Below are 13,922 nucleotides of genomic sequence, written 5' to 3' on the forward strand. Positions count from 1 at the left end.
AATATGGCTTTGATACAATCTATGTTACCAACGCAGGATACAACGCAAGAAAAAAAATATCGCCCTAATGTGGGCGCTGTGATTCTCTCAAGTGCTTATCCTAAGGAATGTCGCTTTTTTATCGCTCAACGTTCTGATATTAAAGGTGCGTGGCAATTCCCACAAGGTGGGATTGATGCAGGAGAAAGCCCTAAAGATGCACTTTTGCGTGAACTTAAAGAGGAAATAGGCACAAATAATGTAGAAATTATCAGCGAGTGCCCTCATTGGGTGCAATATGACTTCCCCAAAACAATGGCAAAGAAAATGTATAGAGGCTTTGCAGGGCAGATTCAAAAATATTTCTTGGTGCGATTGAAAAATGAATCTGAAATTAATCTCAAAACGCCTATCCCTGAATTTGATGAATACGCCTTTGTGAGTGCAGAGGAGCTTTTTTTGCGCGTTACGCATTTTAAAAAAGAAGTCTATAAGCAAATTTTGGGGCATTTTAAAAAAGAAGGTTATCTCTAAGCACAATATCTCAAATAAGAATAGAATCTTAAGCAAGAAGATTCTATGATTGCAACCTCTAAACTTCACATCAAGGATTGCTATGCTCATCGTGCAAAAATATGGTGGCACAAGTATGGGGGATTGTGAGAGAATCCACAATGTCGCAAAACGCGTTAAAGAAAGCAAGGCTCAAGGACATAGCCTTGTTATCGTCGTATCAGCAATGAGTGGAGAGACGGATAAACTTATCCAATTCACACAGCATTTCACACCCTTGCCTAATACACGCGAGGTTGATATGGCGCTAAGTGCGGGTGAACGCGTGAGCGCAGCACTCCTTGCGATTGCCCTAGAATCTATGGGTATCAAAGCTATTTCGCTAAGCGGGAGGGGTGCTGGGATTGTTACAGATACCTTTCATACAAAGGCACGAATAGAATACATTGATACAACAAAGATTTTTCATTTGCTTAATGAGGGCTATGTGGTGGTTGTGGCGGGATTCCAAGGTATTTCCACAAAAGGCGAAGTTACAACTCTAGGGCGCGGGGGGAGCGACCTCTCCGCAGTGGCTCTAGCAGGGGCGCTCAATGCTATACAATGTGAGATTTATAGTGATGTTGATGGTATCTATACAACCGACCCGCGCATTGTCAAAGAAGCAAGAAAATTGCATAAAATTAGCTATGATGAAATGCTAGAGCTTGCGTCTATGGGGGCAAAAGTGCTTCTTAATCGCTCGGTGGAGCTTGCTAAAAAACTCAATGTCCGTTTGCTCTGCGCAAGTTCATTTAGCCAAGTAGAAGGGACACTTATTACTAAAGAGGAGGATATAATGGAAAAGCCAATTGTGAGCGGTGTGGCACTTGATAAGAATCAAGCTCGAGTAAGTCTTGCTGATGTGCTTGATCGCCCGGGAATCGCTGCAGATATTTTTGGACTTTTAGCAGATAATAATATCAATGTAGATATGATTGTGCAAACTATCGGGCGCGATGGCAAAACCGATATTGACTTTACGATTCCAAAAACAGAAGTGCAGCTTACCCAACAAGTACTTGAGAAGTTTAAAGCAGATTTTGGCAATATAGAATATGATAATAATATCGCCAAAGTATCCATTGTGGGCGTGGGTATGAAGTCTCACTCTGGCGTGGCAAGCACTGCTTTTAAAGCATTAGCACAGGATAATATTAATATTATGATGATAAGCACAAGTGAGATTAAAATTTCTATGATTATTAATGCAGAATTCGCCGAAGACGCTGTGCGTAAGCTCCATAGCGTCTATAAACTAGAACATTAGAGTATAGGGAGTGAGATGCAAAATATTAATGATTGGCTTTTAACCACCATACGCGAAGATGAAAAAAAAGGTGTAATGAGTGGATGGATAGAGGAAAAACGTTTTTTAATTCTGCCACAAATGGCACAAACTATTGCACATATCTTGCAAGGCGGAAGTGTTATTATACTCACAGATAATATGCGAAAATGGTTTGGGGAATATATTATTCATCATATTAATCAACCCCATAAAGGACGCCCATTTTTTCCTATCATACAAATTACACACTTACAGGATATGATAAGTTCCAACACGCAAGAAAATACAAAAAGCCCTAAATTTATTTATAATATGCTTGATATGATATCTTCAAACTATCAATTTTGGTATATAGGCAAAAAAAGTATAGGCTCAAATTTTGCAAAAGAGCACGGCAGAGGGTGGTATTTAATATTTGATGAAAATGAGATTCTTAAATCCACAGATGAATATCTTGATTATAAATTGCTTATCCTCTTTAAAGTTTTTGAGAGGGCGCTTCTAGCTGCGATGTTTAATCAAATCTCACTTGATATATAGGCGTAAAATGACAGGCATTATCCATATCACGCCCTTTGCAAAAGACTTGATAGATGAGCTTAAAGAGGGGCGCAATGAGCAAGAGTATCAAATCTTTGAAAGAGAAGATTTTAAGATTGATGATGCTAAAGAGGTGATTGCGCAAAGTTATCTTACTTATGAACAAGAAATGCTTCTTATTATTTGTGCTAATAAATACAATATCGCCGCACAAAATGCACTACTAAAAATCATAGAAGAACCGCCAGAAATGGCGCAATTTATCATTATTGCTAAAAATAAAAATGCTCTCCTTCCTACTATTCGCTCTCGTATGCGCCTTATCACCCATAAACACAAAACACAGATTCCACCCTTTGAGCTTGAGCTAAAAAAACTCAATCTTGAATCCATTTATAATTTTTGCAAACAAAATGATGCCTCATCACAGAGCAAAGAGGAGATTAAAATGCGTATTCAATCTCTTCTTTTTGCTCTATATGAAGCACAGATTCCGCTCACGCAAAAAGAACTCGCCCTCTTTGATAAAGCCATAGCTCTTAACCAAAATGATGCTACTGAAAAACAAAACTACATCTTTCTCCCTCTGCTTTTGCGCATCTACCAAAAACAAAAGAAGCAACAATGAAAGTCCAAAGGCTTAATCCCCTCTCTCTTTCACACGCAATGCAGTCTATTGGCGTAGAAAATATGGGACAAAAAATTATGAATAAAAAAACACAAATTTTTGGCTTTGAAATCAAAGATTTGAGCTTTGAAGCGATGAATATCTTAAAACAAATTGCCTTGAGCGCAGGGGGAGAGTGCGCTACACCCAAAGGGTGCATTACTCACAAAGGCGAACATATCGCCCTACTTTTTGGCACACAAAGCCAGCTTGAAAAAATGCTTCCTAAACTCATAATGCAACCTTTTGGCTTAAAAGCATTACATAAAGCACTTCAATCTCATCTTGCTCCCTCTCCCCATTCTTTAGCCTTTGCACATCAAAAAGCTATTATGGCAATTATTAATATCACGCCCGATAGCTTTTATGCACCATCAAGACAAGATACGCAAGGAGCGATTGATAGAATCCACGCGCTTATGCAAAAAGAAGTAGCAATCATTGATATTGGTGCAGCAAGCTCTCGCCCGGGCAGTGAGCACATTAATGCCGATGAGGAAATGGCGCGTCTTGAACCTATAATAGAATACATCGCCACACATAAACTCTATGATACAATGTGTTTTAGCATTGATACCTATAATCCAAAAACTGCCAATTATGCTCTCTCCCGCGGATTCAAAATAATAAATGATGTGAGTGGATTTTCTGCGCCTGCAATGATAGAAATCGCTGCACAATATAAGGCTCAAGTGATTTTAATGCACACAAAAGGCACACCAAAAACAATGCAGAATCTCACACATACCTATACGCATCTTTTTAATGATATAGATACATTTTTTGCCGATAAAATCACTCAACTTACTCAAGCAGGAGTAAAAGATATAATCCTTGATATTGGTTTTGGGTTTGCCAAAAATAGAGAACAAAATATCGCACTCATCAAGCATTTATCACATTTTGAGCATTTTGGATTTCCCCTACTTGTGGGGGCTAGCCGCAAAAATACTATTGGTGAGATTACAAATAAGCCTACTTGTGAGCGACTTGCTGGGACTTTGGCACTGCATTTGTATGCTCTGCAAAATGGAGCAAATATCTTGCGCATACACGATGAAGATGAGCATATTGATATACTTAGAATCTATAAGGAGATGCAATGAATATACAAGATGAAAGAAGAGATTTAAAGCCTCTTAAAGCATTTTTGTTACGACACGGACATACCGAGCAAGAACTAGAAAAGCTTGATAGAGAAAGTGTGATAAAGCTCTATGAAAAATCTACACGAGAGGAGACATTGGGCTTTTTGCACTATATGAATAAAGATGAATTTGTAGTAAGCTCGCTTGATGAGGCAGATATAAATGATTTTAAAGTCAAAGTACAAGAAAATCTACACGACACACTTTTGCTCATAGGCATCATACGAGATGCTTTTAGTGATTTTAGCTATTCTGATATAGTCGATACCTTAACGCTTAATATTAGAAATTTTTCTGCTCGCAAAATGCAAAGAATCTTGCGCATTGCTTATCACGAGTTTCAAGAGATACTACTTCATCAAATCTCTATACAACTTAAAAATTTGCCTATCGAAGAATATAAAACCATAATGAATTATTATGAGAAAAAACGTAATGATATAGCACGTTTGCAAAGCACTATCACTAAGCTTTCAAGCGATGTAAAACGAGAGCAGATTCTAGATATGGCGCATTTAAAACTCCTTATTGTCAAAAATTTTATGCCCAAAGATATATTTAATGATACTTACAGAGAATACTTAAATAATACGCCAGAAAAACTTGCTCTTGTCTCTGAAGTACTCTCTCTCACAGGTATGTATTCTAAAAACTATCTCAAAAATCTCCCCATAGAGGAGCTTGAGGAAATACGAGAAAAAATGCTTGAAGATAAAAAACAAGATGAGCATAATCAAAAAATCTACAATTATTATGTCCAAATGCTTGATGAAGCGATGTTTGGTGCTGATGAACAAGAATTTTCTGAAGTATGTACAAAAATCTGCACCAATCTCAATCAAAAGCTCATTCTTATGATTTCAGAATATATGAATACAAAAAATCCTGTGTATTCTACCCGATTTAACAGCTTTGTGCGTGATTTTAAGGCAAACATTAAGTAAAAACTTAAAAAATGCCCTTATAATAGCAACACAAATGTGGCAAAACAATTAGCAAGACCCTAAAGTTAAGGATAGTGGTAATGAGGTATATTGCTCCTCTTATATTCTATGTAAGTGTGATGTATGGAAATTCTGAATTTATAGATTTTAATAAACTTGAAGAGGAATTTCATATCCACACCCCAAGCAATACGCACACGATAAATATTGATGAATTTATCGCACGAGTAGAAAAATATTCTATCAACCTTGCTAAAGAAAGCGCAATGGCACAAGCTCTTGTCTATGAGGGCAAGGCAAATCGCGCGTGGAATAGCTCATATTTTGAGGCAGAGCTTAATCGCATCAAGTCTCCAAGCGGGGGCAGTGAGCTTGAAAGCACACTTTTATTAATGCTCACTCCTCGTTTGCCGTGGGTAAGCTATACGCTTTCACAAATCTATAAAAACAAGATTCTAAGACAGGAGAAAATCTATGAGCTCACAAGGCGATTAGCCCTTATTAGCGCAAAAAGATTGTATTTAGACTATCTTGTTCTAAACGAGCAACACGACATTTACACAACGCGCTATGAAAATGCCAAAGACCAGCTAAAAATCTCACAGAGTCAATATGAAGCCGGACGCATCAGTAAATCCCAATATCTCTTTTTTAAAAGTGATTTTTTAGCCACAAAAGTAGCCCTAAGAACCTTACACACAGAGCTTATAAACACGCTTAATGCCCTCAAAGTCATACTTGGCATTACTGCACAAGATAGCAATATAAGTATCAATGGACTAGGTTTTGAATATTTAAATTTTGATAATACACGCCTTGAGAAAGCCTTAAGCGAAAATCTTTACCTTGATATTGTGAGCCTTGATATTAAAGATTATCACTATAATGCCTCTCTCGCCTCTCAAAACCGATTTGACGCTATTGAGATTGGTGGGGGTATAAGTAGGGCTGAATCAAACAATGGTGTGATATTTAAAGTCAGAATCCCTCTCCCGCTCACTACAAAATATGGTAACCAAAAAGCAATGTATCTTGCCCTGCAAAGTGGGGCAATCCGCGAGAGTGAGATTTTAAAAGATTCGCTCCTTATGAATGCACAATCCTATATTGACCAACTTGAAAGTAAAAAAGAAATTATCGCTCTTGCTAAAGACAATGAAGATAATCGCGCCCAGCTTAGTTCAATATCACGCATTGGATATGAGGCGGGTAAAATAAGCGCATTTGAATATTTGAGTGTCAAAAATGAACACTTAGATGCGATGGTTGCCACCACACAGGCAAAACGAGATTATGTTTTAACCCTTGCTAAACTTGAAGAGACTTTAGCTTCGGTTTTGAATCTCCCTGCTATCCCACCCGCAAAGGAAAAATCGTGAAAAAATATCTGTGGCTTATCCCCCTTATATACGCTCATTTTGTGTTTTGTGCCGATGAGATTGTGATTTCACAAGAAGAGATTGCAAAAAATGGTATTAAAATTATCCCACTTAATCAAGCTTTTAACACTAAGGGAGTGCCTTTTAATGCCCTTATTGACTTTGATGATAGAAGCTCAAGCACACAAAGCTCAAGCTTTGAGACAATCGTGGTTAATATCTATAAGCGTGAGGGAGAGAGCGTGAAAGAGGGGGATTTGATTTGTGATATTAGTTCAAATGAGTTGAGTGAGCTTTTTTTTGAGCTTACCAACACGCAAGAGCGACTAAAAATTGTAAGAGAAAATGAAGCCAAAGATAAGGCTCTCTATAAGGCAGGGGTGATTTCAAGGCGAGAGTATCAATTAAGCTATCTTGCAATGAATGAATTATATTTAAAGCTCAATGAGATTAAATCTAAGCTCGATTTACTTGGCATTGATCCAAATTTCATTAAAAATGGCTCACAAGGCAAGTCTGGATTCCCCGTAGTGGCAAAAACTTCGGGGATTTTGTCTGTTGCCCCAAGGCGCAGTGGAGAAAAAATAGAAGCTTTTACGCCCTATGTGAGAATCTCAAAGATGAATGAAAATGAAACAAATAATTTCTTAGGGCGCATTAAGATTCCTTTGCATCTCTCGCATAATATCCAAAAAGGTGCGCCTGTGTTTGATGATGATGGCAATAAAATCGGTGAGATTGAAACTATTTCTGTTGTGATTGATAAGGCTTCAAATACGATTCTTGCTACCGCAAATATCTATAATACAAACCTCAAAGTGGGCGAGATGATAGAAGTCTATATCGATGGCTTATTGCCCAAAGGCACGATTCTTATCCCCTCATCAGCAGTGATTAAAAATGGCAATGACTATTTCATCTTTGTGCAAAGCGCTAAGGGCTTTAAGCCTACCAAAATTATTAAGGTTGAAGAGAGAGATAATAGCTTTGTGATTGACCCAAAAGGACTAAATAATCAAATGAAAATCGCCACAGGCAACATTATTAGTCTCAAAGGTATGATGGACGGGCTTGGGGGAGAATAATGCTAGCTAAAATCATAGAATTTTCCCTCAAGCAACGAATGATAGTCGTGCTTAGTGCGATTATGCTTTTTGTCTTTGGTGTATATTCATTTTTTACAATCCCCATTGATGCTTTCCCTGATGTTTCCTCTACGCAAGTAAAAATTATCCTCAAAGCTCCGGGTATGGCACCAGAAGAAGTAGAAAATCGTGTAGTGCGTCCTTTGGAGCTAGAACTGCTTGGTTTGCCTAATCAAAAGAGTTTGCGTAGCCTCTCAAAATACGGACTTGCTGATATTACTATTGATTTTAATGACGGCACAGATATTTATCTTGCACGTAATATGGTCAATGAAAAGCTCTCCACCACCTTGGGAGATTTACCTGCGGAAGTAAATGGCGGACTTGCACCGATTGTAACACCTTTGAGTGATATGTTTATGTTTACTCTTGAAAGTAGCGATAATTCCATATCAGAAGTGCAAAAAAGAGAATTGCTTGATTTTACAATACGCCCTGCCTTGCGTAATATCAAAGGAGTGGCTGATGTCAATCGTTTAGGCGGATATGCGAGGGCAATCGTAGTCGTACCTGATTTTGATGATATGGCAAGACTTGGCATCACCATTAGCGACTTAGAAGATGTACTCAATGCCAATCTTAAAAATGATGGTGCAGGACGCGTAACACGCGATAATGAAAATTTCCTTGTAAAGGTGCAAACAGGCGCAGCAAACATAGAAGAAATTGAAAATATCTCTATGATTACAAAATTTGGTTATGTGCCTATACGAAATTTTTGTGATGTGATTGAGAGCCATATGACGCGGCTTGGACTTACAACAATTGATGGCAAAGGGGAGACTGCTCTAGGATTGGTGCTTTCTCTTAAAGGCGCAAATTCACGCGATGCCATTAAAGAGATTAGGCTAAAAATGGAAGAGCTCAAGCCAGAATTGCCAGATAATTTGGAATTGCGCGTATTTTATGATCGTTCCGAGCTGACACAAAAAGCAGTGAATAATGTTATTAAAACGCTCACAGAAGCGGTGGTGCTTATTATTATTTTGCTTTTTTTATTCCTTGGAGATGTGCGTGCAGCGGTAGCAGTAAGCGTGATTTTACCCCTTGCAATTGCCGTAGCCTTTATAATGATGCGCCATTATGATATTTCAGCAAACTTAATGAGTCTTGGGGGCTTAGCTATTGCAGTTGGAATCTTAGTGGATTCTGCAGTTGTCAATGTCGAAAATGCCTTTGAGAAACTTAGTCTTGCTAAAAACTCCCCAAAATTACACACAATTTATCGTGCGTGTAAGGAAATTTCCACCTCTGTTTTTAGCGGGATTATTATCATCATTATTTTCTTTGTGCCTATCCTCACACTTGAGGGATTAGAGGGCAAATTCTTTATCCCCCTCGCACAAACGATTGTATTTGCCTTGCTTGGCTCACTCATTCTTTCTATGACGGTTATTCCCGTGATTAGCTCCTTTGTGCTTAAAGCCACACAGCACCACGAAACAAGACTTACAAAGTTTTTTCATAAAATCTATGAGCCGATGCTGCATTTTGCACTGACAAAGACAAAAATACTCCTGTGTGGGGCGATAGGCTTTTTAGTTGTAAGTTTTTCACTTTTTCCTCTCATAGGAAGCGCCTTTATGCCTACCCTGCAGGAGGGAGATTTGGTGCTTAATGTTGAATCTAGCCCTTCTATTTCGCTTGAGCAAAGCCGCGATGTAATGCTGCTTATGCAAAAAGAACTGCTTGCTAGAGTACCAGAGATAAAAAGTATAGTTACGCGCACAGGTGCAGATGAAGCGGGGCTTGATCCGGCAGGATTTAATCAAAGCGATGCGTTTGTGTCCTTTAAACCCAAAAAAGAATGGCAAGCAAAAAATATGGCAGAAATTGAGAATAAAATACGCGAGGTAGCGAGTGAATTTAAGGGTATGAATATCGCGCTTGTGCAGCCTATTGATATGAGAATCTCCGAAATGCTTACTGGTGTGCGCGGGGATTTGGCGATTAAAATTTTTGGACTAGAGATAGAAAAACTCAATGATTTAAGCTTGCAAATTGTGGAGATTCTTAAAGATATTAAAGGCTCAACCGAAGTTTTCACCACGCTCAATAAGGGTGTGAATTATTTGTATGTAACGCCTTGGCATTCTATTATGGCAAATACAGGCATTTCAAGTGATGAATTTACAAAGTTTATGCGCTCTAGCCTTGAGGGTATCATCGTAAGCTATATACCGCAGGGCTTTGCGAGAATCCCCGTGATTATCCGCCAAGATAATGATATTGCCTCTGATATTACAAAGCTCAAAAGCCTACAAATGAGCTCTTTAGATGGCAATTCCGTGCCTATTAGCTCCATAGCTGATATTCAAGAAATCGATGGTCCCGTGCAAATTCAAAGAGAGCAATCAAAGCGATATAGTGTCGTGCGCAGTAATGTGATGGGGCGAGATTTAGGGAGCTTTGTGCAGGAAGCAAAGGAGAAAATCGCCGCACAAGTGGAATTGCCCGATGGCTATTCGATTACCTATGGGGGGCAATTTGAGAATCAGCAACGCGCCAATGCGCGACTTTCCACCGTGATTCCCTTAAGTATCCTTGCTATCTTTTTTATTCTTTTCTTTACCTTTAAATCCATTCCTCTTTCTTTGCTGATTTTGCTTAATATCCCCTTTGCAGTTACGGGTGGGCTTATTTCACTTTTCCTATCAGGAGAATATATATCTGTCCCTGCTTCTGTGGGATTTATTACACTTTTTGGTATTGCTGTGCTTAATGGCGTGGTAATGATTGGATATTTTTTACAACTCCTCAAGGAGGGATATAGCCTTAATGATACGATTGTGATTGGGGCAAAAAGGCGATTGCGCCCTGTATTAATGACTGCATTTATTGCTGCACTTGGGCTTATTCCTATGCTTTTATCCACAGGAGTGGGGAGTGAGGTGCAAAAACCTCTTGCTATCGTGGTCCTTGGCGGACTTGTAACATCTTCGATGCTTACCCTCCTTATACTCCCCCCGCTCTTTAGAATAGTTGTTCGAAAATTTGGGGTGTAAGTAAATAAAGGAGAAAAGAATGGAGTTTTTTTATTCTCACGGCTTTCATTCTTCAAAACAATCTTTGAGCTATGAGCGTATATGTAAGGGGTTACAGATAGCACCTTTAGAACTTATATATGAAAATGGAGGGAATTTTGTAACAAATCTACACAATCTAGCCACGCAATTTAAAATGCACAAACAAACCTTATCTTCTGCACCCTTTGGTTTTATTGGCAATTCTTTGGGGGCTTTCTATCTATGGCAGCTTATTCTCCATAGCTCCGAGCTTGAATTATCATTACCTCACACATTTGTGCTTTTTAATCCTGTTTTTGAACCCCTTAGTCAGCTTAAAAAATATATTGACAAACCCCAACACATCAGCAATACAAATGCCACCTTTACTCTTAGTCTTGCACATTGGCAAAGCTATGCCCTTGCCCTGCGCACACCTATGCCAAAAATACGCACAATCGTATGTTTAGCTCATAATGATGAACGTATTGATAGGGATATTTCACAAGCTTATTGGCAACATTATGGCGAGATTCTTCATATACAAGGAGGGCATATTATTGCTGACTTTGCGCCACTCTATCCACATTTACGCCCATTTTTGGAGGATTCTTAGTCAAGCTAAGTTAAAAAATCTCATCATTTTATAAAACAAAATGATGAGTAGAAACTTAAGTTATTTGTGTTTTTTACTCTTTTTGCTTTTGCGGCGAGCGCGTTGAGCCTTACGCTGTGCAAGAAAAAAGCGATAGTTCATCGCCCACCATAAATACTCTTTTTTGTGACTTCGCGTAAGCTTTGATTCAGATGCCTTATTCAACTCAAAAGATCTCACAGAATGTATGCTTTTCTCAATAATCTCTTCAAGTCTCTTAAAGTCTCCCTCACTTTGTTCTTTAGTAAGGAGATCAAGCTTTTGTAAGATTTCTTCGGGCAATAAAGCACGTTCGGCTTCTGTGAGATGAAGCAGTGGTGCGAGTTCCCCTCTGTCTTTATCTGTTAAAGTTATCTTTTTTGGCATAGTCTCCTCCTTACATAATTATGCGCCTATTATACACGCTCTTTATTTAACAGCCCATTACAAAAATAACCATAGAGATATAATGATATATCGTTGAAAATACTAAATCTTGTTTAGCACTTTTTAGATGCATTTTAACTCAAAATTTAATTTCTTTATTTAACAAAACATTTGTAGATTTGTGCCATAATCAATCCATAATCACATTTCAAAGGAGAAAGTATGGCAACCATCACGCTAACTAACAACGAGACAAAAGAAAGCTTTGATTTTGACCTCATTGAGTGTAATAGAGGACCAAAAGCCGTGAATTTTTCTAAGCTTTTTGAACGCACAAATATTTTTTCTTATGATCCAGGCTATGGCTCAACAGCTGGGTGCAAATCTACAATTAGCTACATCGATGGTAAAGAGGGCAAGCTCCTCTATAAAGGCATTCCTGTGGCAGAGCTTGTAGAAAAATATTGCTTCACCGATGTATGTAAGCTCCTCCTCACAAGCAAAGCCCCAAAAAACAAGACAGAATCAAAGGAGTTTGAGCTTGAGTTAATACATCGTGGATTCTTACACGAGGGGCTTGTAAATATTTTTAAAGCATTCCCTGATACTGCTCACCCTATGGCAAATCTCTCCGCAGCCCTTGCTGCGCTCTCAACTTTCCACTTTCATCACTTGAATATGGCTGATGAGAATGAGCGACAAACAATGGCAAGACGCGCAATAGGTAAAATCACTACGCTTGTAGCCTTTGCTTATCGCCACTCTTTGGGGATTCCCTACATCTACCCTGATGTAGCGCGCGGCTATGTGGAAAACTTCCTCTATATGCTTCGTGCATATCCGGGCGGTAAAATGAAACATACGCTTAAGGGCGAAGCTGAAATCACAACCCTAGAAGTAGAAGCTTTGGATAAAATCTTCATACTTCACGCTGACCACGGACAAAATGCCTCTACTACAACCGTGCGTAATGTTGCCTCCACAGGCGCACACCCCTATGCAGCTTTAAGTGCGGGGGTAAATGCGCTATGGGGAGCTGCACACGGAGGAGCAAACGAAAAGGTGCTTGATATGCTCAATGAAATTGGTGATGTAAAAAATGTAGATAAATTCATCGCCAAAGCAAAGGATAAAAATGATCCATTTAGACTTATGGGCTTTGGACATCGTGAGTATAAAAACTACGACCCACGCGCAAAGATTCTTAAAGGACTCAAAGATGATTTGGATAAAAAAGGCATTAAAATGGATTCACGCCTAAGCGATTTGGCGCAGAAAGTAGAAGAGGTAGCGCTCAAAGATAGCTACTTTGTAGAAAGAAATCTCTATCCAAATGTGGATTTCTACTCTGGCATTATTCTTACTGCACTTAAAATCCCTGTATCGCTTTTCACTCCTATTTTTGTGATTGGACGAATGCCCGGCTGGTGCGCACAGCTTTTAGAGCATATCAAAGATCCTACAACAAGAATCACACGACCAAGACAAGTATATATAGGAGACTAACTCAAGTGTATTTAAGGGTTTTTGGCTATAATGCCACCCTTAAATTTGATAAAAGGAAACACAATGCTAGAAGGACAAATTAGAGAGAGTATTTCCAAATCTCAAGCAAAAGCTTTGAGGAATGATGGTTATCTAATTGCAAACATCTATGGCAAAGGGCAGGAGAATATCCACTGCGCCTTTAAGCTCAATGACTTTATAAAGACAATCAAACATAAAAATACTTTGATTTTCCCTGTAAAAGTTGGCAATAAAACCTTAGATGTGGTGATTCAAGAATATCAAAAAGATCCTGTAACAAACACGCTTATCCACGTGGATTTGCTTTTGGCTCAAAAAGGTATAGTCAGTAAATATAAAGTGCCTGTACGCGTTAAAGGGAGCGCAAAGGGCTTAAAAAATAAAGGGGTGCTTTTTGTCTCTACTAAACGCATTAGCGTAAAGTGTAGCCCTGAAAATCTTCCTAATGTCTATGAGCTTGATGTGAGCGATTTAGATGTAGGAGATTCTATTCTCGTGCGTGATTTACCACAGATAAATGGCGTAAGTATCATTAACCGCCCATCTGTGGCAGTTGTTGGAGTGATTAAAGCCAAGTAATGTCCTGCCTCCTTATCGCAGGGCTTGGCAATCCGGGTGTCAATTACGCAAATACTCGGCATAATGTTGGCTTTATGGTGCTTGATTTTCTGTTAGAAAAGCTTCAGCTCGCATTTGACTTTGATAAGAAATTTAATGCCCAAGT

At 38.8% G+C, this 13,922-nt stretch carries 13 protein-coding genes and 1 pseudogene; 13 read left to right on the forward strand and 1 reads right to left on the reverse strand.

From position 1 onward, the window contains the following. The first annotated feature begins 3 nt into the window (after positions 1-3). From J1E28_RS01425 to J1E28_RS01470, 10 genes are all read left to right on the forward strand, one after another. On the forward strand, positions 4-513 hold the full coding sequence (locus J1E28_RS01425) for an RNA pyrophosphohydrolase (protein WP_291026154.1): 510 nt from the start codon (positions 4-6) through the stop codon (positions 511-513). A gap of 82 nt (positions 514-595) precedes the next feature. Beyond that, positions 596-1,801, forward strand: coding sequence for an aspartate kinase (locus J1E28_RS01430; RefSeq protein WP_291026155.1), 1,206 nt, complete (start codon positions 596-598; stop codon positions 1,799-1,801). Positions 1,802-1,816: 15 nt separating this feature from the next. Next, the gene (locus J1E28_RS01435) at positions 1,817-2,362 is read left to right on the forward strand and encodes a HobA family DNA replication regulator (protein ID WP_291026156.1); all 546 of its coding nucleotides are present in this window, start codon (positions 1,817-1,819) and stop codon (positions 2,360-2,362) included. Positions 2,363-2,369: 7 nt separating this feature from the next. Continuing rightward, positions 2,370-2,990, forward strand: coding sequence for a DNA polymerase III subunit delta' (locus J1E28_RS01440; RefSeq protein ID WP_291026157.1), 621 nt, complete (start codon positions 2,370-2,372; stop codon positions 2,988-2,990). Further along, positions 2,987-4,135 (forward strand): dihydropteroate synthase, encoded by a 1,149-nt coding sequence (folP, locus tag J1E28_RS01445; protein ID WP_291026158.1) that lies wholly within the window; start codon positions 2,987-2,989, stop codon positions 4,133-4,135. The genes J1E28_RS01440 and folP overlap by 4 nt, the downstream gene beginning before the upstream one ends. Then, entirely contained in the window at positions 4,132-5,121 is a 990-nt protein-coding gene (locus J1E28_RS01450; protein WP_291026159.1) for a hypothetical protein, read from the forward strand. The genes folP and J1E28_RS01450 overlap by 4 nt, the downstream gene beginning before the upstream one ends. 80 nt (positions 5,122-5,201) lie before the next feature. Then, entirely contained in the window at positions 5,202-6,500 is a 1,299-nt protein-coding gene (locus J1E28_RS01455) for a TolC family protein (protein ID WP_291026160.1), read from the forward strand. After that, positions 6,497-7,585: an efflux RND transporter periplasmic adaptor subunit gene (locus J1E28_RS01460; RefSeq protein ID WP_291026161.1), complete on the forward strand. Its 1,089-nt coding sequence runs from the start codon at positions 6,497-6,499 to the stop codon at positions 7,583-7,585. The genes J1E28_RS01455 and J1E28_RS01460 overlap by 4 nt, the downstream gene beginning before the upstream one ends. Next, a complete protein-coding gene (locus J1E28_RS01465) occupies positions 7,585-10,650 on the forward strand; it encodes an efflux RND transporter permease subunit (protein ID WP_291026162.1) in 3,066 nt (1,021 codons plus the stop codon). Before J1E28_RS01460 ends, J1E28_RS01465 begins: the two co-directional genes overlap by 1 nt. 19 nt (positions 10,651-10,669) lie before the next feature. After that, on the forward strand, positions 10,670-11,266 hold the full coding sequence (locus J1E28_RS01470) for a YqiA/YcfP family alpha/beta fold hydrolase (protein WP_291026163.1): 597 nt from the start codon (positions 10,670-10,672) through the stop codon (positions 11,264-11,266). 60 nt (positions 11,267-11,326) lie between these two features. Here J1E28_RS01470 and J1E28_RS01475 read toward each other — a convergent pair whose 3' ends face one another. After that, on the reverse strand, positions 11,327-11,671 hold the full coding sequence (locus J1E28_RS01475; protein ID WP_291026164.1) for a hypothetical protein: 345 nt from the start codon (positions 11,669-11,671) through the stop codon (positions 11,327-11,329). A gap of 222 nt (positions 11,672-11,893) precedes the next feature. Here J1E28_RS01475 and J1E28_RS01480 point away from each other — a divergent pair, with 222 nt between their 5' ends. From J1E28_RS01480 to J1E28_RS01490, 3 genes and pseudogenes are all read left to right on the forward strand, one after another. Further along, positions 11,894-13,177 (forward strand): citrate synthase, encoded by a 1,284-nt coding sequence (locus J1E28_RS01480; RefSeq protein ID WP_291026165.1) that lies wholly within the window; start codon positions 11,894-11,896, stop codon positions 13,175-13,177. A gap of 63 nt (positions 13,178-13,240) precedes the next feature. Continuing rightward, positions 13,241-13,777: a 50S ribosomal protein L25/general stress protein Ctc gene (locus J1E28_RS01485; RefSeq protein ID WP_291026166.1), complete on the forward strand. Its 537-nt coding sequence runs from the start codon at positions 13,241-13,243 to the stop codon at positions 13,775-13,777. Next, positions 13,777-13,922, forward strand: a pseudogene (locus tag J1E28_RS01490) (aminoacyl-tRNA hydrolase); the annotation flags it as partial. The gene J1E28_RS01485 and the pseudogene J1E28_RS01490, both read left to right, overlap by 1 nt.

The organism is Helicobacter sp. (assembly GCF_022511165.1).
Taxonomy (GTDB): domain Bacteria; phylum Campylobacterota; class Campylobacteria; order Campylobacterales; family Helicobacteraceae; genus Helicobacter_C.

What these genes read in the sequence shown, in the direction of transcription:
- J1E28_RS01450 (WP_291026159.1), top strand. Translation starts at nt 4,132, where the DNA reads ATGAATATACAAGATGAAAGAAGAGATTTAAAGCCTCTTAAAGCATTT.
- J1E28_RS01440 (WP_291026157.1), top strand. Translation starts at nt 2,370, where the DNA reads ATGACAGGCATTATCCATATCACGCCCTTTGCAAAAGACTTGATAGAT.
- J1E28_RS01475 (WP_291026164.1), bottom strand. Translation starts at nt 11,671, where the DNA reads ATGCCAAAAAAGATAACTTTAACAGATAAAGACAGAGGGGAACTCGCA.
- J1E28_RS01435 (WP_291026156.1), top strand. Translation starts at nt 1,817, where the DNA reads ATGCAAAATATTAATGATTGGCTTTTAACCACCATACGCGAAGATGAA.
- J1E28_RS01465 (WP_291026162.1), top strand. Translation starts at nt 7,585, where the DNA reads ATGCTAGCTAAAATCATAGAATTTTCCCTCAAGCAACGAATGATAGTC.
- J1E28_RS01455 (WP_291026160.1), top strand. Translation starts at nt 5,202, where the DNA reads ATGAGGTATATTGCTCCTCTTATATTCTATGTAAGTGTGATGTATGGA.
- J1E28_RS01470 (WP_291026163.1), top strand. Translation starts at nt 10,670, where the DNA reads ATGGAGTTTTTTTATTCTCACGGCTTTCATTCTTCAAAACAATCTTTG.
- J1E28_RS01485 (WP_291026166.1), top strand. Translation starts at nt 13,241, where the DNA reads ATGCTAGAAGGACAAATTAGAGAGAGTATTTCCAAATCTCAAGCAAAA.
- J1E28_RS01425 (WP_291026154.1), top strand. Translation starts at nt 4, where the DNA reads ATGGCTTTGATACAATCTATGTTACCAACGCAGGATACAACGCAAGAA.
- J1E28_RS01430 (WP_291026155.1), top strand. Translation starts at nt 596, where the DNA reads ATGCTCATCGTGCAAAAATATGGTGGCACAAGTATGGGGGATTGTGAG.
- J1E28_RS01480 (WP_291026165.1), top strand. Translation starts at nt 11,894, where the DNA reads ATGGCAACCATCACGCTAACTAACAACGAGACAAAAGAAAGCTTTGAT.
- folP (WP_291026158.1), top strand. Translation starts at nt 2,987, where the DNA reads ATGAAAGTCCAAAGGCTTAATCCCCTCTCTCTTTCACACGCAATGCAG.